The sequence below is a fragment of the Pseudomonas syringae genome (assembly GCF_001698815.1).
GTDB lineage: Bacteria > Pseudomonadota > Gammaproteobacteria > Pseudomonadales > Pseudomonadaceae > Aquipseudomonas > Aquipseudomonas syringae_A.
Window position 1 is genome coordinate 1 of the sequence record NZ_LGSI01000028.1, and the last position, 22,465, is coordinate 22,465.

Below are 22,465 nucleotides of genomic sequence, written 5' to 3' on the forward strand. Positions count from 1 at the left end.
ACTGCCTTCCCGGACAAGTCCGGTCCTACCGGGTTCCTGTTACGTGTGGATCAAGCCATCGCCCGCTCGCTCACCACCTGCCCGGCACTCATGCGTACCAGTTGGTCCGCGACGTCGAAATAGCGGTCGTCGTGGGAGATGACGATGATCGTCTTGCCCAGGCGCTTGAGGTCCGGCAGCAGTTCGGTGTAGAAAATCCGCCGGAAGGTCGGGTCCTGGTCGGCCGCCCATTCATCGAACACCAGCACCGCCCGTTCATCCAGCCAGGCATTGATCAGCGCCAGTCGCTTGCGCTGGCCGGTGGACAGGTCGGTGGTGGTAAATGCGCCATCGCGGACGCTGACTTTGTGGGCGATTTCCAGGCGTTCCAGATAGCGCGTGGCATCGCTGGGCAGGGCCTTGTCGTTCTGCACCAGGTCGTCGAACAGGTAGTAATCGGCGAAGACCGTGGTGAACATCTGCCGATAGTCATCCAGCCCTTCGGCGTCGACCTTGTTGCCGTTGAGGCGCACTTCGCCCTGTTGCGGCGTGTACAGGCCCAGCAGCAGTTTGATCAACGTCGTCTTGCCGCAGCCGTTCTCGCCGACGATAAACAGGATTTCCCCCGGTTCGATACTGAGGTTCACCGGGCCAAGCTTGAATGGTGCGCTGCCTTCCACAGGCGGAAACGCGTACTGCACGTCGCGCAATTCAAGATGATCCATGCTCGGTGCGGGCTTGTCGGCGGCTTGCAGCAGCAAGTGCGGTTCCGGCGAGGAGAAGCGCTCTGACAGGTCCGCGATGCGCCGGAAGGCAATCTGCGCGCGGCTGACAATCGGCAGGTTGCCGATCAGGGTTTCCAGCGGGCCTTTCATGTACAGCAAGACCAGCACGAAACCGCTCATCACCGCCGGGTCGGCGCTGGGCCACAGGCTTTGCAGGGTCAGCGTCAGGCCGATGACCACGAAGAACAGCATCGAGCCCAGGCTCTTGGCGATCACAAAGATATTGATCGAGCGCACATGGGTGTCGCAGATGTGGTCAGCGGTGCCCTGAATGTTCTTGGTCAACATGGCATGCCGACGCGGGCGATGGATGCGCAGTTCCTTGGCGCCTTCGGCAATCGCCGAATAGTGCTTTTGCAGATTGTCTTCGGCTTCGCGGGCGGCGTAAAAACCCTTGATGCCTTTCGACTGGGCGACGAACTGCACCGCGCAGCCAATGCCGATGGCGAGCAGGGTAATCAGGAAAATCGGCCAGGACAACACCGCCAGATAACCCAGGCAACCGACGATGACCGTGATGGAAATCGCCAGCGGCGCGAAGGCGAAAGCGAAGTCGCTGATGGTGTCGACGTCGCGAGTCAGCACCGGGATCAAGCGGTGCGTGCGGTAGCGCTCGATCTGTTCGATGGGCGCGGAAAGCACCTTGGCGCCCAGATCCTTGCGCAACTTGGCGATGATGTTCTGGCCGACGTAATTGGTGCCGATGTCCGCCGCAATCGTACTCAGCAGCGCCAGCAAACACAGGCAGGCGAACGCGATGACGACCCCGCGACTCATGCCTCCGTCGCTGTGCAGCCCCTGGTTGACGGTGGCCAACAGCGCCGTAACGCTCAGCCCGCCGATGATGCCCAGCAGGACAGAAGCGATGACAATGGGCCGATAGGGCTTGAGCAGGCTCAAGAGTTCACGTAGGGCGCTGCGCGGTGCTGCGGACATGGGCTACCTCGGTCGAGACAATGACGGGTTGTCAGTGCAAAGGAACGAGTGATGAGGCGGGGGATTTAGCGGGGGCGGTTGATTGGGTGTTCGGAATGCGCCTGACACGGGCACACACGCATTCGTAGGACCGGCTTTAGCCGGGAGGAGGCCAGCTTATTCAGTGCAGCTCTGTTGTCAGAACTCTCGCCCTCCCGGCTAAAGCCGGTCCTACGGGGCTCAGGTACAGCCCCGACACCCGTCTCACAAATCCCGCACCACCCTGAACCCCAGCCAGTCGCCGCGCAGGTACGGGCGCAGGTTATTGCGATTGCCGGAGCGGGAGAAGATCGGCGCTTCGGTCCAGTCGTTGCCGCGGATGCCTTGCAAGGTGCAGTCGCCGGTCAGCCACGGGCTGCCGTCGGTGGGGGCGCCGTTGTAGCTGTCGTTGTAGCAATCGGCGACCCACTCGTAGACGTTGCCGTGCATGTCGTACATACCGAAGGCGTTGGGCGCGAAGCTGCCGGCTGGCGCGGCAAAACTGAAGCCGTCTTCCGGACCGTAAGTGTTGGCATGTTTGGCGATGCTGTATTCCTTGCCTTCATCCAGCGGGAACGGGAACGGCCCGGAAGTGCCGCCGCGCGCCGCGTATTCGCGCACCGATTCACTGACCATTCGGTAAGCCTTGCCGGTCTTTTTCGACAGCCAGGCGACGTAGGCGGTGGCTTCCTTGTAGTCCATGCACACCGCCGGGTGGCGATTGGTCATGGTGTAGCGCGGCTTGCCAGCGATGCATTCGCGGCCGGGGCGTTTGTCGCCGTCCGGCATCGCGTAGCCGGTGTCGCGCAGGTAAGCGTTCCACTCGCCGCTCAGGACCTGGAAGCGGCTGATGGCCAGAGGTTTCTTGAAGGTCACGTCATGCTGCGGTCCTTCATCGGGTTGCCGGCCGATTTCATTTTCAGGCGAGCCCATGCTGAAGGTGCCCGCCGGCAACACCACCAGTTCCGGGCAATCCTTGCAGTCCCTGAATACGCTGCCTGGTTTAGCCTCAGGAGTGGCCGCCTGGGCCATGCCGGGCAACAGCAGTGCGAGCATGGCCGCACCCAGCAGCGTGGCGATTTTGCGTGACGCAAATACATTCATGGCATCGTCTCGTTGTCTGAAAAAGGCGTGTCAAAGCGGTTTTGCGGCGTCTTGCACCTGTTGCCAGACGCGCATGAAATTGCCGCCCCACAACTTGGCGATATCGGTTTCGGAATAGCCGCGCTGGAGCAGTTCGGCGGTGACATTGCGGCTCTCGCTGACGTCCTTCCAACCCTTGAGCCCGCCGCCTTCGTTGAAGTCCGAAGCGATGCCCACATGATCGATGCCGATCTTGCGCACCGTGTAGTCGATAGCGTCGCCGAAGTCCTTGAGGCTGGCTTTGGGTTCGTCATCCAGAATTGCGTACAGGCCACTGGCGTATTGGCCGAATTTTTGTTCCGACCACGCGGCGATCACCGGGTCGCCGGGCATCAGCGCCATGGCCAGGTTGGGCAGCGGCGGCAGATCGAAGCGGGCGCGCAGGTCATTGAGCTTGTCCTGGCTGGCCTGGCTCAACGGCTTGAGGTACGCCGGGAAACCGACGATCTGCACCACGCCGCCGCTGTTCTTGATCAGCTGCATGTCCTTGTCGCTGAGGTTGCGCGGGATATCCACCATGGCGCGCGGCACCGAATGCGAGGCGACCATGGGCGTGCGGCTCAGTTGGCTGACCTGCACCAACGCTTTGTCGGACATGTGCGAGACATCGATGATCACGCCCAGATCGTTCAAGCGCTGTACCGCCTGCTTGCCGATGTCGGACAGCCCGTCGAGGGCGTCGGCGGTGTCGTTGAGGAAGGGCAGCGGGCGTGACGAGTCGGCCCAGTCGTTGTTGCCGATGTAGCTGAAGCCGAACATGCGCATGCCGCGCGCCGTCCATTTATCCAGCAGGTTCAGTTCGTTGCCCAAGGGATAGGCATTGAGCATGCTGATGAAAATTGCGAATTTGCCTTCGCCCTGCAAGCGGCGCATGTCATCGGGCGTGTAGGCGATGCCGACCTGATTGGGGAAGTCGCGAACCATGCCGGAAATCGCCTTGTAGCGGATTTCCTGCTGATTGCGCGCCTCTTCGACGAAGCCTGGCGTCGGGCGGTGAGGGGCGTTGTCGCCGTTCCAGATTTCCGGCCAGCCGAAGATGGTCAGCGCCCCTGCGGATAAGCGTCCACGCCCGGCCTTGACCAGATCGAACTGGCCGTTGCCGTCCTTGTCCGCTTCCTTGCCTTCGGTGCCGAAGCTCAGCGGCAGGGTGATGTGGCTGTCGAACGAGACGATGCGTTCCTGCAACGCTTCGGCCTGTTTCATGACCTTGAGCGGGTAGCTCGGATAGCCGCTGAACCAGAGTTCCCAAGCCACTGTGGCCGCACCAATGGTCACAGCCAGCGCCAGGGGCAGGCCGATGTATAACGCTTTTCTGTTCATTGCGATCCCGGGAATCAGCCGTAGAAGTGCAGGCTTTGCTATCTGGGAGGAACGAGTGGTTGGTGGGGAAATTTAGGCGGGATGCCATGGCGGGTGGAATACCCGTGGGACCGGATTTATCCGGGAATGGGTAAGTCCGATCAATGGATATCTACCTGACACAACTCGGTATCCGGGCTGACGCCTTCGCGAGCAAGCTCGCTCCCACGGTTTCAACGCTTCTTCACCTTAAATTTCCCCGCCAATCCAACGTTCTAGCTTGGATAACGCCCGTTTCAGGGCTGATACAGGTAGGGCGATGACGATTTCTCGACGAGGCTTTCTGGCGGGCCTGGCACTGACCGGCGCTGCGGTGCCGGCTGCCTATTACGCGCATCGCGAGTTGAAAGGCCCCGATGAACCGATCACTCCCGGCGAAGCATCCTTTGATGTGGCGGACGCTGCTGGCCGGCAATTGGCGGATACCTTGCGGGGCGTCTGGGATATTCATCTCGAAGGCTCCGACGCCGGGCTGGACGGCTTGCCCCGGGATGGGCTGGAAATGTTTCTCGACATCGCCCCGCGTGGTCGGGGCATTCGTGGTCTGCTGGATACCGGCGCGAATCTGCGTGGCGCCGCTGCGCCGCGCTACAGCCTGCTCGGTGATCTCGCCGTGGCCAACGGCGCGACGCTCAGTTGGCGCCTGACCTCTGCGGATGCGCAGGACGAAACGCCCGCCTACGAATTCACCGCTGTACTTGATGAAGTCTGGGCCGCGTTCGGCAACGCGGGCAGCGCAACGCTCAGCGGGCGCATTTATCGGCTGGATCGCGACCCTGCACTGATCGAACTGGACAATCGCTTCGTGGCGGTCAAGCGTCTGTTCCCTGAAGCCCGCGAGCGCATCGGCCTTGAGCCGCCGTTACTCGCCATGCTGATCAGCCCGGAACATCGCCTGTTCCACCAACTCTGGCACGCGTCCCGGGACAAATGGCACAAACTGTCCGAGAGCAAGCGCGACGCCCTGCGCGGGATCGGCTGGCAGCCGGGGCCGCGGGAAAAGGAGCGTGACGCACGCGGGCCGCGCAAGGATCGTAACGGCTCGGGCGTGGATTTTTTCTTCATGCACCGGCACATGCTGGGTTCGGCACGGGCGATGCAGGAGCTGCCATCGTGGCAACGCTTCCCCCTGCCGCAGCCGCAATTGCAACGCGATCGCCTGGAGTTCGCCCGTTACTTTGACAACCACGACGGCTGCGCCTTGCCGCCGACCTGGCGTGCGTCTGGCGACGACGAATACAGCCAGTGGGTCAGCGACGTGAAAAGCGCCGAGACCTACCACACCAATTTCGAAGTCTGGGAATCCCGTTATCGCGACCCGCGTTACCTGTCGAAGCTGACCCTCGGCCAGTTCGGTTCCGAGGTGGAACTGGGTTTGCACGACTGGCTCCACATGCGTTGGGCGTCGGTACCGCGCGATCCGTCCAATGGTCAGCCGGTGCCCATGGCCCGCGATCCCGCCGACTTCGCCCCACGCTGGTATGAGGCGCAAAACGACTTTTTGGGCGACCCGTTTTCGTCCCATGTGAACCCGGTGTTCTGGGGGTTTCATGGCTGGATCGATGATCGTATCGAAGACTGGTTTCGCGCCCACGAGCGCTTTCATCCGGGGCAAGTGCAGCGCTTGATGGTCAACGGTGTGCACTGGTTCGCGCCGGGCCGCTGGGTGGAAATCGACGATCCGTGGCTGGGCCCGCTGACCCATGGTTGCAGCACCGCGCCCGGTGTCGACCCCAGTAAAAGCATGGAGATGGACCCGGAAGTCATGAAGCTGGCGTTGAAGATTACCTTCGGCGACGAAAAGAAAATCGCCAACCTGTTCCGCCGCGTGCCGAGACGGCCGTGGTATGCGCGCAATATTTCGGTGAAGAGGTGGTTTTGGTGAGGCGGGTGTAGCGCTTCAAATCGGGTGGCGCCAACAGCATTCGCGGCGCGGCTTATTGAGGTTTCGCCCTGACGGTCGAGTCCTTTTGTTTCGGCAAAAGGACGAAACCATCTGCGCTGACGTCCGGCCGCTGCTTCGCAGCGGTTCCTTCGACTCCGGTGCCGTGGTGTGGGTACGCGCCGACGCGCCATCCATGGCGCAACGGCGCTCGACCGGCATCCATGCCGGTCGCCCCACCCCACGACACCTGCGCTCAGCCTCCCGACGCGCGTTTGGTGACGCCTGCGGAATCGCGGCACGTTAAAGCGAACATCAAAAGCGAACATCAAAAGCCCGAGCGATTTCCGTTGGAGCGAGGCTTGCCCGCGAAGGGGGTTCAGGCGCCGCTGATGTGTTGCCTGAGCCGACGCCCTCCCGGATAAATCCGGTCCCACGGGTTCAGCGCCGCCCTTGCGGGTCCAAATCTGTGGGAGCGAACTTGTTCGCGAAGGAGGTTCAGGCGCCGCTGATGTGTTGCTCGAGCCGACGCCTTCCCGGATAAATCCGGTTCCACGGGTTAAGCGCCGCCCGCTCGCTCCAACAACCGATCACCTCACATCTTCCACCCACCCCCCAACGCCTTGTACAACGCAACGCTCGCCTGCAGCCGCGATAGCCGCAGCTGGACGTTCTGTTCCTGGGCCTGATACAGCGTGCGTTGGGTGTCCAGCACGCTGAGCATATCTTCCGCACCGGCCTGGTAACGGCTTTCAGCAATCTGGAAGGCACGTTGGGCTTGTTGCAGTTCTTCGCTTTGCCATTGCCGTTGCTGGTCCAGCCCGTCGATGGCGTTGAGGGCTTTTTCCACGTCGGCGAAGGCGCTGATGATTGCGCCGCGATAGGTTTCCAGCAGTTCTTGCTGACGGGCGATGGTCTTGTCGCGTTCGGCGCTGAGGCGGTCGTTGTTGAAGATCGGTGTCAGCAGCCCGCCGCCCAGGTTATAGAACGGACTGCGCAGGATGTCCGACGCCACGTCGCCACCAGAGCCGAAACTCGCGCTGAGGGTCAGTTTCGGCAGCATCGCGGCGCGGGCCACTTGAATGTTGGCTTGAGCAGCGACAAGCCTGGCTTCAGCGCTGGCAATGTCCGGGCGGCGACTGAGCAACTCGCTGGGCAGGCCGGGGCTTGCGTCGGGCCAGTTCAAGTGCTCGAAGGATTGGTTTTCCAAGGTCAGCTGCTGAACCGGCTGGCCCAACAAGGTCGCAAGGGTGATGCGCGCTTCCTGTGCCTGTTGCCTAATCAGTGGCACTTGCCGCTGTTGACCGGCGACCAGACTTTTCTGTCGCGCCAGATCCAGCGCCGTGGCTGAACCGGATTGAAAACGGGTCTGCACCAGCGCCAATACGTGCTGCGCATTGGCCAGATTAAGCTCGGCGATGCGGGCTTGTTCGTCCAGCGCCAGGCTTTGCACGTAGCTGTCGGCCACGGCGCTGAGCAGCGTCAGCTCGACGGTGGCCTGATCGAACTCGCTGGCTTGCAGGCTATGCTCGGCGCTGCGTCGTACCGCTGCGTTGCCGCCCCAGAAATCCACTTCATAGCTGGCGCTGAAACTGATATCGAAAAACTTCGCAGTGGGTTCGGCCTCGTAAGCATCGAGCTGGCGGTAGCCTTTGCCGCTGATCAAGCGTTGTCGATTGGCGTTGGCGCCGCCGGTGATTTCCGGGACCTGGGAAGCACCCGCGATGACGCTGTCCGCTCGGGCCTGACGAACCCGCGCCATGGCTGCGGCAAGGTCGTAGCTGCTGGCTCGCGCCTGTTCGATTAGCCGGTTCAGTTGCGGGCTGTCGAACTGTTGCCACCATTGCTGGCCGGTTTGGCGGTCGGCGGCGGTCCACGGCGATTGCCAGGCAGCAGGCGCGTCGATCCCGCTGTTGATCGGCGGGGCGGGGCTGGCACAAGCGCCGAGCAACACGCACAAGGTCAGAAGACTGAGTCTGAATTTCATCAAAGGACTATTCACTGGTAAGCGCCGCGACCGGATCGAGGCGGGCGGCCTTGCGGGCGGGCATGAAACCGAAGACCACGCCGGTGACCAGCGCGCAGGCGAACGCTCCGGCGACGGCGCTCAGGGAAAACGCCACGGCCACTTTGCCGAGCAGCAACGCTGCGCCGATCAGCAGCGCCAGGCCGATACCGGCGACACCGCCGACCACCGACAGCATCACGGCTTCGGTCAGGAACTGGCGCAGAATGTCCCGCTGGCGTGCGCCGGTGGCCATGCGAATGCCGATCTCCCGGGTGCGTTCGCGAACGGTCATGAGCATGATGTTCATCACGCCGATGCCGCCCACCAACAGGGAAATCGCCGCAATCGACCCCAGCATCAACGACAGGGTGTTCTGGCTGCTGGCCTCGGCCTGGATCATGGCGGCGTTGTTGGTCAATTCGTAGTCGCGATTGCCGTTGTGCAGGCTGAGCAGCAATTGGTCGATGGCCTTTTCCGTGTCCTTGACCTTGCGCGCGTCGGCGGCGGCGATCACCACGTATTCGGGGTTTTCGTTGCCGAACAGACGCACGCTGGCGGCGGAGTAGGGCACCACCACGCGCAGGTCGCTGTCCTTGTCGCCGGAACTGGCGCCTTTGGTCGCCAGCACGCCAATCACCCGAAACGGCACATTCTCGATGAGGATGTACTGCCCCAGCGGATTGACCTGCCCGAACAGTTTTTCCCTGACCCGTTCGCCAATTACCGCGACTGCGGCAGCGGAGGCTTCATCGGCGTCGGTGAAGAAACTGCCCGCCGACATTGGCCAGTTGAAGATGCTCTGGAACGACGTGTTGCTGCCGCCGACATAGACCCGCTGATCGATGTTGCCGAAACGCACACCGGCGTAATTGCCATTGATCGGCATGACCTTATGAACCTGCGGCAGCACGGCCAGCGCCTTTACGTCGCCCAGGCTGACGATGCCTTGCGGCGCGCGCGGGTTGGCGGCCGTGCCGTTCAGGTAAATGATGTTCGAGCCGAACGCGCCCATTTGCGCCATGACCTTGCGCTTGCTGCCTTCGCCTACGGCGAGCATGACCACCACCGACGCTACGCCGATGATGATGCCGAGCAAGGTCAGCGCCGTGCGAAACCGGTTGATCCACATCACCCGCCACGCGGCTTGCACTGCTTCGACCAGCTCGCCTTTCCAGGCCCCCTGATCCTGGCTGCCCTGACTCAGGCGTTGCTTCAAGTCCACCGCTTGCAGGCTGCCGGACACCGGCTGTTCAGGCGCGGCTGAGCCTTGGCCTGCGCCTTGGGCCGTGTCGCTGATGATTTCCCCGTCGCGAATCTCGATGACCCGTTTGGCCCGCGCCGCAACTTCCCGGTCGTGGGTAATCAGAATCACCACATGACCTTGCAGGGCCAGTTCATCCAGCAAGGTCATGACTTCGGCGCCGCTGTGGCTGTCCAGGGCGCCGGTGGGTTCGTCGGCGAGAATGATGTGCCCGCCATTCATCAAGGCGCGGGCAATCGATACCCGCTGTTGCTGGCCACCGGACAACTGATGCGGTCGATTGGCGCTGCGGCTGGCCAGGCCCAGGCGTTCCAGCAGGGCCGCAGCTCGGGCGTGGCGTTCACTGGCGGGCATGCCGGAATAGATCGCTGGCATCTCGACGTTTTCCTGGGCCGAGCCGGAAGCGATCAAGTGATAACCCTGGAAAACGAAGCCGAACGCTTCGCGCCGCAGCCAGGCCAGTTCGTCGCTGTTGAGCCCGGCGACATCTTCCCCGGCGAACAGATAGCGGCCGCTAGTGGGCCGGTCAAGGCAGCCGAGGATGTTCATCAGGGTTGATTTACCGGAACCCGAAGCGCCAACGATGGCCACGAACTCGCCGGGAAAAATCGCCAGGTTCACGCCGCGCAATACATCAACCTGCGGCGTGTCGCCGCCGCCGTAGGATTTGCGCAGGCTTTGCAGCTCGATCAATGGCGTGCTCATCAGTCGCCACTTCCACTGGCCGGGCCGAGTAGCAGATAGTCGCCTTCATCGAGGCCTTCGAGCACCTCGGTACGCAGCCGATCACTGATTCCGGTACGCACTTCCCGTTGCTGGATGTCGCCATTTTTCGCCACCACCTGAACCGTACGGCGCTGGCTGTCACGGCCGGGTTGCAGCGCGGCGACGGGCACGGTCAAGGCTTGCCGGGCTTGCCCATCGACGAAAAACACTTGTGCGGTCATGTCCGCCATCAGCGCCTGATCGTCATTTTCAACGTCCAGCAAAACCGTATAAAGCACCACGCGACCGCTGCTGCCCTTGCCCGCAGCGACCGGACTGCCGCCGCCCTGGCTGAGCTGTTCAAGGGGGATCGGCGCAATCGGCAGGATTTGCCGCACCGTGCTCGGCCAGCGCCGCCCGCCACCGCTGAGGGTGGTGAAGTACGCTTGCATACCCGGTTTGACGTGGCCGATGTCGGCTTCGGAAACTTCGGCCCACACCGTCATGGGCGAGAGGCGGGCGATGCGCAGGATCAACGGCGTGCGTTGCTGGGCATTGAGCGTCTGACCGACCCGAGCGTCCAGCGCGACGACCGTGCCGTTCATGGGTGCATAAATCTTGGTATAGCCCAGCTCGGCTTCGTCGCTGCGCAGACTGGCCTGGGCCTGGAGAATCTGCGCCTGAAACATTTCCGTGCGGGCCTTGGTGCGGCGCAATTCGGCCTCGGCGCTCTGCACGTCTTCTTCACGGGTGGCGCCGCCCGCAGCGAGGGTTTTCTGGCGTTGCGCACGTTGCCGGGCGAGGTCGTGTTCGGCGCGCTGTTCCTGCAACTGGGCCTTGAGGTTTTCGATGGCGTAGCGCGCGGCGTCGAGGCGGGCTTTTTGCGTCGAAGGATCGATCTCCACCAGCAACTGGCCCTCGGTCACCTGCGAACCGATTTCCACATGGATCTTCTGAATCTGCCCCGAAGCCTGAGCGCCGACGTCCACATAGCGACGCGGCTGCAAGGTGCCCAATGCCGTGACGCTGCTTTCTATATCGCCACGCACCACCTGCACCGTGGCCAGATCAGCCCGGCCAGAAGGCAGGGCTTGCCAGGTCGCGTAGGCAATAACGGGAAGCAGGCACAGGGCGATGAGCAGCAGACGTCGGGCGGAGCGGGGCGGTTTCATGCAATGGATGACCGTCAAAGGCAAGGGACTGAGTGGTAAACGTGACCGGGGGGCGGGAATTTAAGGTGATATCGGGTGGCAAACGGAGCAACCGTAGGACCGGCTTCAGCCGGGAGGAGGCCCGCCCATTCGCAGCACATGCGTTGCCAGAGCTTTTGCCCTCCCGGCCGAAGCCGGTCCTACGGAATACCTTCTTGCTCGTGCGGCGGATTGTTAAATTTTATTTCACAGCCCTCGTTCCCTATTGCAACAGGCCACCTTGCTGGCCATCCCGATTGAGTGCGCAACACCTTCCGAGGACACTGGAATGACACAGGCTCTTGCATCTGCCGTGGTTCACGATCTGATTGGCATCGGCTTCGGCCCCTCCAACCTGGCGCTGGCGATTGCCTTGCAGGAGCGCGGCGAGGTGGCCGGAGCGCTGGACGTGTTGTTCCTCGACAAACAGGCCGATTACCGCTGGCACGGCAACACCCTGGTGACCCAGAGCGAGCTGCAGATTTCCTTTCTCAAGGATCTGGTGACCCTGCGCAATCCCACCAGCCCGTTCTCGTTCGTCAATTACCTCAAGCAGCACGGGCGTCTGGTGGACTTCATCAACCTCGGCACTTTTTACCCGTGCCGCATGGAGTACAACGACTACCTGCGCTGGGTCGCCGGGCAGTTCGGCGAGCAAAGCCGTTACGGCGAAGAAGTCACCGCCATCGAGCCGGTGCTGCACAAAAACAAGGTTGAGGCGCTGCGAGTACTGTCCACCGACACGCAAGGCCAGCATCACGTGCGCACCTCCCGTTCAGTGGTGGTGAGCCCCGGCGGTACGCCGCGCATTCCCGAGGCGTTCGCGGGCCTGAAGGAGGATGCTCGGGTGTTTCATCATTCCCGGTATCTGGAGCGCATGGCCAAACAGGCGTGCGTCAACGGCAAGCCAATGCGTATTGCGATTATCGGCGGCGGGCAAAGCGCAGCCGAGGCGTTCATCGACCTCAACGACAGTTTCCCGTCGGTGCAGGTGGACATGATTTTGCGCGGCTCGGCGTTGAAACCGGCTGATGACAGCCCGTTCGTCAACGAAGTGTTCTCGCCGGAATTCACTGACCTGATGTTCAGCCAGGGCGGCGCGCAACGCGAACAGATGATCCGCGAATACCACAGCACCAATTATTCGGTGGTGGACATCGATCTGATCGAGCGCATCTACGGTGTGTTCTATCGACAGAAAGTCAGCGGCATTGCTCGCCACGCCTTCCGCAGCCTGACCACGGTGGAAACCGCCACGGCTACGGCGCAGGGGGTCGAAATGGTGATGCGTAATCTCGCCAGCAACGAAAGCAAAACCCAGGTTTACGATGCCGTGGTCCTGGCAACCGGCTACGAGCGCCAACTGCATCGCCACCTGCTGGCGCCATTGGCTGAGTATATGGGCGATTTCGAAGTGTCCCGCGATTACCGGATCAAGACTGATGCGCGCTGCCAGGCATCGGTCTACATGCAGGGTTTCTGCGAAGCCAGCCATGGTTTGAGCGACACATTGTTGTCAGTGCTGCCGATTCGCGCTGACGAAATCGCGGCGTCGTTGTATGCCAGCATTGCCCAGAGTAATCGTGGCGCTTCGGTGCTGGAACGGGTGTTGGCGGTGGGCTAGGCATCCGGATCATCGTCGGTGCAGACCGGCAATCTGAACCCTTCCTGAACAACCGGAGCGTTGCCTGTTTTTATCGGGCAACCCCGGTTTACCCGGCCAAAACCCAAGGGTATGCTTCGCGCCACAACCCCCCAATGGAGACCCACGTGGGTACATGTTCGAGTGACAGTAGTCGGCAGGTTCTTGCAGCCTGCACACACTTGGCACGTTAACGCGCAGCGTCTCTCCTGCCGTTATCTTGCCCAAGGCGAGAAACGGCATCCCTGGTAACCGGTCCCCTGTGGCCGTCCCTTCGAAGCCTCCTCATCGATACTGAAATGATCAGCAGCTGATCGCGGCGTTGTTGCGCCTGCGTTTGCCCGCTGTACGGACGCGTCTGTCTTGTGACAGGCGAGCCGCGCTGTGCCCTGCCTCAAGGTTGGGCACGACGGCGGTACCTGCGTGGTTCTCCTGTTATGCAGTAAGGAGACAGCCTTGAAAATGTCCTTCTTGAAAGAGTTTTTCGCCAGTTTTCTGCGCAGCCGTCACATTGATCGGCATTTTCGGCGGCTGACGATTTTCGAAAGCATCGCGCCCGCCAGCGTCAGCCGCGAAGTGCCCGATACCTTGGCGCAAACGCTGAGCAAAGCGTCCCGCAGCGACCCGCAAAACCTGCTGGCCGATTTGCACAGCCACGCCGATGGCTTGAGCGAAAGCCAGGCATCGATGCGCCGCGAACAGGTGGGGCTGAACGAGGTGGCCCACGAGCAGCCTCTGCCGTGGTGGCGGCACCTTTGGCACTGCTACACCAATCCGTTCAACCTGCTGCTGACCTTGTTGGCGTTGATTTCGTTTCTGACTGACGACCTGGAAGCCACGGTGGTGATCTCCACGATGGTGGTGCTGTCGAGCTTGATGCGCTTCTGGCAGGAAGCTCGCTCCAACAAGGCGGCCGATGCGCTCAAGGCCATGGTCAGCACCACCGCCACGGTCCTGCGCAGGCTGGAGCCGGGGGAGCAGGTTGAAAATCAGCAGCGTAATGGTGGCGGCCTGTCCGAGCGCATCCGACGCATCGAGTTGCCAATCCGGTTATTGGTACCCGGCGACCTGATTCACCTGTCTGCCGGGGACATGATTCCCGCCGATTGCCGTTTGCTGAGCGCCAAGGACCTGTTCGTCGGGCAGGCGGCCATGACCGGTGAATCCATGCCCGTGGAGAAATTCGTTTGCCAGCAGGAAGCTGAAGCCAGCACGCCACTGGACCTGCAGAACATTCTGTTCATGGGCACCAATGTGGTCTCCGGTTCGGCAACGGCCGTAATCGTGACCACCGGCAATCGCACCTATTTCGGCGCACTTGCGCAGCGGGTCACCGCCACTGACCGGGCGACGACTTCATTCCAGACCGGGGTGAACAAGGTCAGCTGGCTGCTGATCCGCTTCATGATGGTCATGGCGCCGCTGGTGCTGTTCATCAATGGCTTCACTAAGGGGGACTGGACCGAGGCGGTGCTCTTCGCGTTGTCGGTCGCAGTGGGGCTGACCCCGGAAATGCTGCCAATGATTGTCACCTCGACCCTGGCCAAGGGCGCGGTGGTCATGTCGCGCAAGAAAGTCATCGTCAAGCGCCTGGACGCCATCCAGAATTTCGGGGCGATGGATGTGCTGTGTACGGACAAGACCGGAACCCTCACCCAGGACCGCATCTTCCTGGAGCGGCATGTGGATGTGTGGGGCGAGGAGTCCGACGCGGTGCTGGACATGGCCTACCTCAACAGCTACTACCAGACCGGACTGAAAAACCTGTTGGACGTCGCGGTCCTGGAGCATGCGGACGTGCATCGTGAACTGAATGTGGCGACGGCGTTTGCCAAGGTCGACGAGATCCCTTTTGACTTCACCCGGCGTCGAATGTCAGTGGTGGTGGCGCAGTCGGACCGGTCCCATCTGCTGATCTGCAAGGGCGCCGTGGAAGAGATCCTCAGCGTCTGCACTCAGGTGCGGCACGGCGACATTATCGAGCCGCTCGATGCCGACTTGCTGGCGCGGGTTCGGCACGTCACCGCCCGCTTGAATGACGAAGGCTTGCGGGTGGTGGCGGTCGCCGCCCGTGAGTCTCTGGCGCAGAAAAATAGCTATGGCGTCGCCGATGAACAGGCGCTGACCCTGATCGGCTATGTGGCCTTTCTGGACCCGCCCAAGGAAAGCACTGCCCCGGCCTTGAAGGCCTTGGCCGAACATGGGGTGACGGTGAAAGTGCTGACCGGCGACAACGAGCGGGTCACCGCCAAGATTTGCCGCGAAGTCGGCCTGGCGCAACAGGGATTGCTGTTGGGCAGCGATGTGGAGCGCATGGACGACCAGGCGCTGGCCCAGGCCGTCGAGACCCACAACGTGTTTGCCCGCCTGACGCCGGCGCACAAGGAACGCATCGTCCGCCTGCTCAAAAGCAATGGCCATGTGGTGGGTTTCATGGGCGATGGCATCAACGATGCGCCCGCACTGCGCACGGCGGACATTGGCATTTCGGTTGATACGGCGGTGGATATCGCCAAGGAAGCGGCCGATATCATTCTGTTGGAAAAAAGCCTGCTGGTGCTGGAAGAGGGCGTGCTGGAGGGGCGGCGCACCTTTGCCAATATGCTCAAGTACATCAAGATGACGGCGAGCTCCAACTTCGGCAACGTCTTCTCGGTTCTGGTGGCGAGCGCATTCATTCCGTTTCTGCCGATGCTGCCGATGCATCTGCTGGTGCAGAACCTGCTCTACGACGTTTCGCAGATCGCCATCCCGTTCGATAACGTCGATGAAGAACTGCTCAAGAAGCCACAACGCTGGCAGCCTGGCGAGATTGGGCGCTTCATGTTGTTCTTCGGTCCGATCAGCTCGGTGTTCGACATCATCACCTTCCTGATGATGTGGTTCGTGTTCCGCGCCGATACGGCAGCACATCAAACCCTGTTCCAGTCCGGCTGGTTTGTGGTGGGCCTGCTGACCCAGACATTGGTGATCCACATGATCCGCACGCCGAAAATTCCCTTCATCCAGAGTCGTACCGCGACGCCGCTGGTGATCATGACCGGGGTCATCATGGCGGTCGGGATTTTCCTGCCCATGGGACCTTTGGCCGGCTACTTCAAATTGCAGGCTTTGCCGCTGATGTACTTCGTGTATCTGCCGTTGATCCTCTTGGCTTACATGGCGCTGACCCAGGCGGTAAAAGGCTTCTACAGTCGTCGTTTCGGCTGGCAGTAAGGCGGATCGAGCGATGTTTGCTGCACCATCGCTCGACCCTGTCAGATCAATCCCACTGCGGCGCAAGGCTGGCCGGGCTGGTCAGGCGATGGCCACGGTCCAGGGCGGCAATTTGCGCCATGTCTTCGTCGCTCAACTTCAGGTCGCAGGCTTTCAAATTGCTTTGCAGATTGGCGCGTTTGGTCGATGACGGAATCACCGCGTAGCCCAGTTGCATGGCCCAGGCCAGCGTCACTTGAGCCGGAGTCGCGTCATGACGCTTGGCGATCTGCTCGATGACCGGGTCCTTCAGCACTTCGCCATAGGCCAGGGTCATATACGAGGTGATCTGAATGCCATGCTCTTTGGCAAATTCTGCAACCTTGCGGTTTTGCAGGTACGGGTGCAGTTCGATCTGGTTGGTGGCAATGTTTTGCGCGCCGACCGCAGCGATGGCTTCCTGCATCAGGGCAACGGTGAAGTTGGAAATGCCGATCTGCTTGGTCAAACCCTGCTGCTTGGCTTCCAGCAGCGCAGTCATGAACTCGCGCACCGAGACTTTGCCCTGCGGCGATGGCCAGTGGATCAACGTCAGGTCGACGTGATCGGTTTGCAGCTTGGTCAGGCTTTCCTTGAGGCTCGGGATCAGCTTGTCGGCGGCGAAGTTATCGGTCCAGATCTTGGTGGTGATGAACAACGCTTCGCGTGGAACGCTGCTGGCGGCAATGGCTTGGCCGACTTCAGCTTCGTTGCCGTAGATCTGTGCGGTATCGATGACGCGGTAGCCGACTTCAAGACCGTTGGTGACCGAATCGATGACGACCTGATCCTTGAGACGGAAGGTGCCAAGGCCAAATGCTGGAACTGTCATTGCGGTACTCCGTGAAGATGAAAGATAAGACGTGATCCAGTATCCCGGCTTGGTCCTTGAGGAAAAACAGTGGAACCGGAAAGGGATAATTGCCTGGCAATCACGAATGACGTGTCTGTTTGGTCAGTGTCGAGTCGATATCGTTCCTGTTGATTGCTGCCTTACCTGTTCATGTCCAGAATCATGCAAGTGGTGCTGCCGATGGCGTAGAGCCGGTCATCGACGTCGTACAAACGCCCTTCGGCCAAGGCGGTGGAGCGGCCGATATGCAGCACTTTGCCTTCAGCGCGAACCGGACCGGTGCCATGACTCAGGGCGCGGACATAACTGATGCGCAGGTCCAGGGTGGTGTAGCCCTGGCCTTTCTTGAGCCGGGTGTGAATCGCACAGCCCATGCATGAGTCCAGCAGCGTCGCGGCATAACCGCCATGTACGCTGCCCAGCGGGTTGTAATGCCGGGCATCGGGAGTGCCCTGGAAGATGAACTCGCCCGGCGACCAGCGCAGCGGAATGAAATCCATCAATTCGCCGATGGGCGGGCAGGGCAGTTCGCCGCGTTTGATGCGATCGAGAAAGTCCGTCGGCTCCATGAGGGCCACTTCCGCCAGGCTCGTGGTGCCAGCCGGGCCGAGGCTGGCGCGGATGGCTTGTTCTTCTTCCAGCCAAAGGGCGGTTTTTTCGTCGCGGGAGAAGTTTTGCATGGCATTGACTCCGTGTTGGGCACTCAAGAATCCTGAAAAATCACGACCATAATCCTGCTGTTTAATTATGGTTGCAATATAAAGATTCCCTGTACTGCCACAAAAGCGTAGATCAGCGCTGAGTCGGAAGTTTTTCTGAATACTGTCTAGTTCTGAAACAGGTTTACGCCTATTTCATTCTCAAACGCCTTATCGAGGACAAGTCCTCTCCCACAGGAGTACGCGTTGCTTTGGTGGGAGAGGACTAGTCCTCGAAGGGATGGGCAGGCAATGAAGTGCCGTCAGGCAGATTGAGGTTGGCCGGGCCGCCTGTACGCAGCTCGGATTATTGAGCTGGTTTTGTGCAGTTGGCATTTTCGCGCTTCACGAAATGCTTGTGCATGTCCTGCGTCAGCGATTCGATGCGTTCAGTCAGGGCCTTGGTCAGCTCCGTCAATCGGGTGTTCTGCTCCAGCAACGTGAGCATCTGTGCCGCGTTTTCGGCAGCCATCGCCAGCCGCTGCTCGTTGGCGATAGCCAGGTCTTCGCGGTGCTGAGCGTCGGCGTCGGCATTGGCTTTATCCCGCGCAGCCTGACGCGTCTGGGCGAGCAGGATCAGCGGCGCGGCATAAGCCGATTGCAGGCTGAACGCCAGGTTGAGCAGGATGAACGGGTAGATATCGAAATGGGTCAGGCCGCTAGCATTGCAGGCAATCCAGAGCAGGACGATGACGGTTTGCGCACCGAGGAATGTCGGCGTGCCGAAAAACCGGGCGAACGCTTCCGCCTTGAGGGCGAACGAATCGTTGCCGAAGGTGCTGGTCAAGTGCGCGTGACGTTTGTGAAAGCGCAGATGGTCGACGGTTTTTACAGTGGGCTCGGTCGAAGCGGGCCCAGGCGCTGCGGTATTCATGACGGATTCCTGATAACCAATACATGCGGCCACTATAGGCGCTTGTGCAGGTCTGGTGCTTCAGGAGGGCTGAATGATTGCTGAACGTCTTGAACTGACGGGGATCCGGTCCCACATGCTCGGTGTTTAATCCACCGGTTCAGGATGCAGCGGTTTGGACAGGTGCATGATGCTCGCGTAGTCGTAGACGTACTGGCGTCCTGCATGGCTGGTCTGACGCAGTTGGTCGATCAGCAGTCGCTCTTTCTTGTTCAGGTATCTCAGCCCAGGATGGTCACTTGACTTGAGGTGATCACGTTCATGGGCGTCAGGGAAAGTAATGACGTTTGTCATGAAATATCTCCTACTTACTAAGTCCTTGCTTCCGGCTATTCAGTCCCGGTCACGGGTTTTGGTGGCGACGGCCCACCATACCCAGAAAAAGCTGGAGCGATCAACCCTGTAAATGAATAGCTGATCACACTATCTGCGTGACTTCGAACGATTGCTTGCTGCCATTGACGGTGATTTCCAGCTCATCTCCTTCGAACTTGCCTAGCAGGCTTTGGCCCAGAGGCGCTCGGGCCGTGATCACCGTGATGATGGCGTTTTCGAGACGAATCTTCAGACCGGCGGCATCCGGGCCAAGGAAAAGATGCTGTTCTGCGCCGGTCTCGGTTTGCAGCGTTATCAGATCACCGGTCTGGATACCCTGTTGCTCATCGAAGGGCGCCAGGCTCAATTTCTGATAAAGCAGCAGCGATTGCCGGATCTCCTCCACTCGTCGGGCCTGGCCTGCCGCCAGGTACGAAGCTTCAAGGCCGAGGGTGTCGTACTTGTTCTCGGCGATGTTCTCTTCGTGGGTCGCGGTTTCGTAGGCGGTCTGCGCGGCCCGCTGGGCAACGCCCAGATCGACCTTGAGTTTGTCGATGATCGCTTGCAGGACGGTTTGCTTGTTCATGGTCTATCCGCAGAACTGAATCACATTGGCGCGGCTCTTGTCGCTCGGCGCCGTTCGGTCTTGTTGCAGCCAGAAATTGCATTTCGGCGCACTGAAGCTTTTTTGCTGCTGCTCCTGGGTTTGTTCCATGGCCTGCCGCGCTTCGCTCTCGCGCAGATTCTGTTCGTACTTCTCGAACATGGTCTTTTCCGACTCGGCTGGCGCGGCGGCTGGCGCACTCAATCGAGTCACCGCGTTGCTCACCGCCTGAGTCTGCGCCTCGGGCATGGCGCGCAACACCAGCACGCCGGTCAACACCACCGCAGCGATGCCAAGCCAGATGCCCAGTGCGATACAGGCGATCAGCTTCAATGGATGGACTGAGACGTTCAGCTCGCGACGACTTGAAAGTGGCATGACGTGTTCTCGGCGTTGACGGCAGGTGATAGCGATTGTGCCATGACCTAAGGCTGGTGAATGCGGGTTGTTCTGGCGGACAATCAGCGTTTTTGATTATTGGGCCGCAGGGAGCCGGGAATGAAAGCCTCGTGGGACATTTTTTGCAGCGTCGTCGATAACTACGGCGACATCGGCGTGACCTGGCGCCTGGCCCGGCAACTGGTGGCCGAGCACGACGTGGCGGTGCGTTTGTGGGTCGATGATCTGCAGGCTTTCACGCGTCTGTGTCCGACGGCGGATGCCCATGCGGCGCAACAATGGCAGGAGGGCGTCAGCGTTCACCACTGGCCCAAGGAATGGCAGCCAGTGAAAGTCGCTGACGTGATCGTCGAGGCATTTGCCTGCCGATTACCGCCTGCGTACACCGAAGCCATCCTGCAATGCTCGCCGAGGCCGGTGTGGGTGAACCTGGAATACCTCAGCGCCGAGGAATGGGTCACCGGTTGCCATGGTTTGCCGTCGGTGCAGTCCAATGGCTTGCGCAAGTTTTTCTTCTTTCCAGGGTTTCGTCCGACGACCGGTGGCCTGTTACGGGAGAGCGGCCTGATCGAAGCGCGTCAGGCGTTTCAGCATGACAAGGCAGCACAAGGAGCTTTCCTCAAACAACTGGCGGTCTTGCCTGAAGCGGGTGCCCGGCTTGTTTCGATTTTCGCTTATGAGAATCCAGGCCTGGGCGGCTGGCTGGATGTATTGTCGACTGACAGCCGACCCACTCATCTGCTGGTTCCGGAAGGCCGCATCCTCGGCGATCTGCAGCGCTGGCTGGGTGTCGACGGTTTGCAGGCCGGCGCGTTGGAAAAGCGTGGCGCCTTGACCGTTCAGGTGTTGCCGTTCGTCAGGCAGGAGGATTACGACCGGCTGTTATGGTGCTGCGATTTCAACGTCGTGCGCGGAGAAGACTCTTTCGTGCGTGCGCAATGGGCGGGGCGACCGCTGCTTTGGCACATCTATGAACAGGACGACGATGCGCATTGGGCCAAGCTCGATGCCTTTCTTGAGCTATACCTTGCGGGGCTCTCGCAGCCTGCGGCACAGGCCCTGACCGATTTCTGGCGGGCCTGGAATGCCGGGCGCGATGGCAGTGCAAGCTGGCTGGCGCTGACGCAGCAATGGCCGGAAATTGAAAACCACGCCGAACGCTGGTGTCTGGAACAGGCCTCGCACGCTGATCTTGCTGCGGCGCTGGTACTGTTTTGTGGAGTTTCGTATGATACGCGGCCTTGAGATTAGGCTCTGTACGAAAAAGACCTTTCCGCCCCACGGGAAAGCGGTTTCTCGTACAGAGCCTCGGCAACTTCCATCCAAATTCGGATATACGCAATGAAAACTGGTAAAGAACTCAAACCCGGTACCGTGATTCGTCTCGAAAACGATCCTTGGCTGGTTCAGAAAGCTGAATTCACCAAGTCCGGTCGTAACAGCGCAATCATGAAGACCAAGCTGAAAAACCTGCTGACCGGTTACAAGACCGAGATCGTTTACAGCGCTGACGACAAGCTTGATGACGTGATCCTGGATCGCAAAGAAGCGACCCTGTCCTTCATCAGCGGCGACACCTACACGTTCATGGACACCACTGACTACACCATGTACGAGCTGAACGCTGAAGACATCGAAGCCGTTCTGCCATTCGTTGAAGAAGGCATGACCGACGTTTGCGAAGCGATCTTCTTCGAAGAGCGCCTGGGTTCCGTAGAGCTGCCGACCACCATCGTACGTGTAGTTGACTACACCGAAGGTTCGGCTCGTGGCGACACTTCCGGCAAGGTGATGAAGCCTGCCAAGTTGAGCAACGGTACCGAGCTGCAAGTTGCTGACTTCATCGAAATCGGTGACCGGATCGAAATCGACACCCGTGACGGCGGTTCCTACAAAGGCCGTGCTAAATAAGCACAGCCTTTACCGCAGTCACAAAAAAGCCCGCAGCGATGCGGGCTTTTTTGTGGGCGTTGAATGAGCGCCAGTACCCTGTAGGAGCGAATTTATTCGCGAAGGGGTGTTTCAGGCGACATTGATGTCCGCCAGGTCAGCGTCTTCGGGGATAAATCCCCTCCTATGTATGGACTCGCCCACACTTTCAACCTGCTTTTGAACACTGCTACCCGGTTGCATCTATGTATAAGGCCTGTTCGAGGAAGCATCATCGGCTTCTGGCCAACATTGGGTAAGCTCGCGGTATGCCGATTACAGTAAGGCCTCAAAGGGCCAGTAGGAGGGCAGGCATCTATCCGCGACGGTCTGACCTGGGGTCAATGTTCTTCAGCAGCGGTTGAGGTGACTCAGCACCCCGGTGGCAGAACTCTGTCGATTAATGGCTCATCGTCGCCTCCTGGCAACCCGCTGGCTGGCGACGATAGGTCTGATCATTTTGCAGCAGCACCCAAACGATCCGCAGGTTGCGGTTGGCCAACCGTACCGCGGCTCCTTTTTGACCGTGGCGACTTAACCAGCGCCGCAAGCGGTGGTCATCCGGATGCTCCGAATCAGGCCGCACCTGCCTCAATACCGCGTGTGCCCCTT

17 protein-coding genes and 1 pseudogene are annotated in these 22,465 nt (G+C 60.5%); 5 read left to right on the forward strand and 13 right to left on the reverse strand.

The window, feature by feature from the left end; all coding sequences use genetic code 11:
- Positions 1-50: 50 nt before the first annotated feature.
- The 3 genes from AFK24_RS07490 to pvdM all read right to left on the reverse strand — a co-directional run bounded on the left by AFK24_RS07490 (position 51) and on the right by pvdM (position 4,181).
- Positions 51-1,700 carry a cyclic peptide export ABC transporter gene (locus AFK24_RS07490; protein WP_065832658.1) on the reverse strand — a complete coding sequence of 550 codons (1,650 nt, stop codon included), beginning with the start codon at positions 1,698-1,700 and terminating at the stop codon, positions 51-53.
- 243 nt (positions 1,701-1,943) lie between these two features.
- Positions 1,944-2,822 (reverse strand): formylglycine-generating enzyme family protein, encoded by an 879-nt coding sequence (locus AFK24_RS07495; protein ID WP_065832659.1) that lies wholly within the window; start codon positions 2,820-2,822, stop codon positions 1,944-1,946.
- A gap of 30 nt (positions 2,823-2,852) precedes the next feature.
- Complete coding sequence (pvdM, locus tag AFK24_RS07500) at positions 2,853-4,181, reverse strand: pyoverdine-tailoring dipeptidase-like protein PvdM (RefSeq protein ID WP_065832660.1); 1,329 nt, start codon at positions 4,179-4,181, stop codon at positions 2,853-2,855.
- A 298-nt stretch (positions 4,182-4,479) separates the two neighbouring features.
- Between pvdM and AFK24_RS07505 the strand changes: the two genes are divergently transcribed.
- Complete coding sequence (locus AFK24_RS07505; protein ID WP_065832661.1) at positions 4,480-6,105, forward strand: twin-arginine translocation signal domain-containing protein; 1,626 nt, start codon at positions 4,480-4,482, stop codon at positions 6,103-6,105.
- Between the two features lie 592 nt (positions 6,106-6,697).
- Here AFK24_RS07505 and AFK24_RS07515 read toward each other — a convergent pair.
- From AFK24_RS07515 to AFK24_RS07525, 3 genes are read right to left on the reverse strand one after another with little or no spacing between them, the layout of a single operon-like run.
- Positions 6,698-8,089 carry an efflux transporter outer membrane subunit gene (locus AFK24_RS07515; RefSeq protein ID WP_065832663.1) on the reverse strand — a complete coding sequence of 464 codons (1,392 nt, stop codon included), beginning with the start codon at positions 8,087-8,089 and terminating at the stop codon, positions 6,698-6,700.
- A gap of 7 nt (positions 8,090-8,096) precedes the next feature.
- Positions 8,097-10,076 carry a MacB family efflux pump subunit gene (locus AFK24_RS07520; protein ID WP_065832664.1) on the reverse strand — a complete coding sequence of 660 codons (1,980 nt, stop codon included), beginning with the start codon at positions 10,074-10,076 and terminating at the stop codon, positions 8,097-8,099.
- The gene (locus tag AFK24_RS07525) at positions 10,076-11,248 is read right to left on the reverse strand and encodes an efflux RND transporter periplasmic adaptor subunit (RefSeq protein WP_065832665.1); all 1,173 of its coding nucleotides are present in this window, start codon (positions 11,246-11,248) and stop codon (positions 10,076-10,078) included. The genes AFK24_RS07520 and AFK24_RS07525 overlap by 1 nt, the downstream gene beginning before the upstream one ends.
- A gap of 307 nt (positions 11,249-11,555) precedes the next feature.
- On the opposite strand from AFK24_RS07525, the gene AFK24_RS07530 reads away from it, so the two are divergent.
- Both AFK24_RS07530 and mgtA read left to right on the forward strand, forming a co-directional pair.
- Positions 11,556-12,890 (forward strand): lysine N(6)-hydroxylase/L-ornithine N(5)-oxygenase family protein, encoded by a 1,335-nt coding sequence (locus AFK24_RS07530; RefSeq protein ID WP_065832666.1) that lies wholly within the window; start codon positions 11,556-11,558, stop codon positions 12,888-12,890.
- 480 nt (positions 12,891-13,370) lie between these two features.
- Entirely contained in the window at positions 13,371-16,124 is a 2,754-nt protein-coding gene (mgtA, locus tag AFK24_RS07535; protein WP_430962148.1) for a magnesium-translocating P-type ATPase, read from the forward strand.
- A gap of 46 nt (positions 16,125-16,170) precedes the next feature.
- On the opposite strand, the gene dkgB is transcribed toward mgtA, so the two are convergent.
- The 6 genes from dkgB to AFK24_RS07565 all read right to left on the reverse strand — a co-directional run bounded on the left by dkgB (position 16,171) and on the right by AFK24_RS07565 (position 19,903).
- Positions 16,171-16,974, reverse strand: coding sequence for a 2,5-didehydrogluconate reductase DkgB (dkgB, locus tag AFK24_RS07540; protein ID WP_065832668.1), 804 nt, complete (start codon positions 16,972-16,974; stop codon positions 16,171-16,173).
- A gap of 161 nt (positions 16,975-17,135) precedes the next feature.
- Complete coding sequence (locus AFK24_RS07545; protein WP_065832669.1) at positions 17,136-17,675, reverse strand: PaaI family thioesterase; 540 nt, start codon at positions 17,673-17,675, stop codon at positions 17,136-17,138.
- A 325-nt stretch (positions 17,676-18,000) separates the two neighbouring features.
- The gene (locus AFK24_RS07550; RefSeq protein ID WP_065832670.1) at positions 18,001-18,567 is read right to left on the reverse strand and encodes a DUF1003 domain-containing protein; all 567 of its coding nucleotides are present in this window, start codon (positions 18,565-18,567) and stop codon (positions 18,001-18,003) included.
- 126 nt (positions 18,568-18,693) lie between these two features.
- A complete protein-coding gene (locus tag AFK24_RS07555; protein ID WP_065832671.1) occupies positions 18,694-18,900 on the reverse strand; it encodes a hypothetical protein in 207 nt (68 codons plus the stop codon).
- 124 nt (positions 18,901-19,024) lie between these two features.
- Positions 19,025-19,507: a GreA/GreB family elongation factor gene (locus AFK24_RS07560; protein WP_065832672.1), complete on the reverse strand. Its 483-nt coding sequence runs from the start codon at positions 19,505-19,507 to the stop codon at positions 19,025-19,027.
- Positions 19,508-19,510: 3 nt separating this feature from the next.
- Positions 19,511-19,903, reverse strand: coding sequence for a hypothetical protein (locus tag AFK24_RS07565; protein WP_065832673.1), 393 nt, complete (start codon positions 19,901-19,903; stop codon positions 19,511-19,513).
- A 120-nt stretch (positions 19,904-20,023) separates the two neighbouring features.
- Here AFK24_RS07565 and earP point away from each other — a divergent pair, with 120 nt between their 5' ends.
- Positions 20,024-21,169 (forward strand): elongation factor P maturation arginine rhamnosyltransferase EarP, encoded by a 1,146-nt coding sequence (gene earP, locus AFK24_RS07570; RefSeq protein ID WP_065832674.1) that lies wholly within the window; start codon positions 20,024-20,026, stop codon positions 21,167-21,169.
- Positions 21,170-21,265: 96 nt separating this feature from the next.
- Positions 21,266-21,835 carry an elongation factor P gene (locus tag AFK24_RS07575; RefSeq protein ID WP_065832675.1) on the forward strand — a complete coding sequence of 190 codons (570 nt, stop codon included), beginning with the start codon at positions 21,266-21,268 and terminating at the stop codon, positions 21,833-21,835.
- 418 nt (positions 21,836-22,253) lie between these two features.
- Here AFK24_RS07575 and AFK24_RS29755 read toward each other — a convergent pair.
- Positions 22,254-22,465, reverse strand: a pseudogene (locus tag AFK24_RS29755) (IS110 family transposase); the annotation flags it as partial.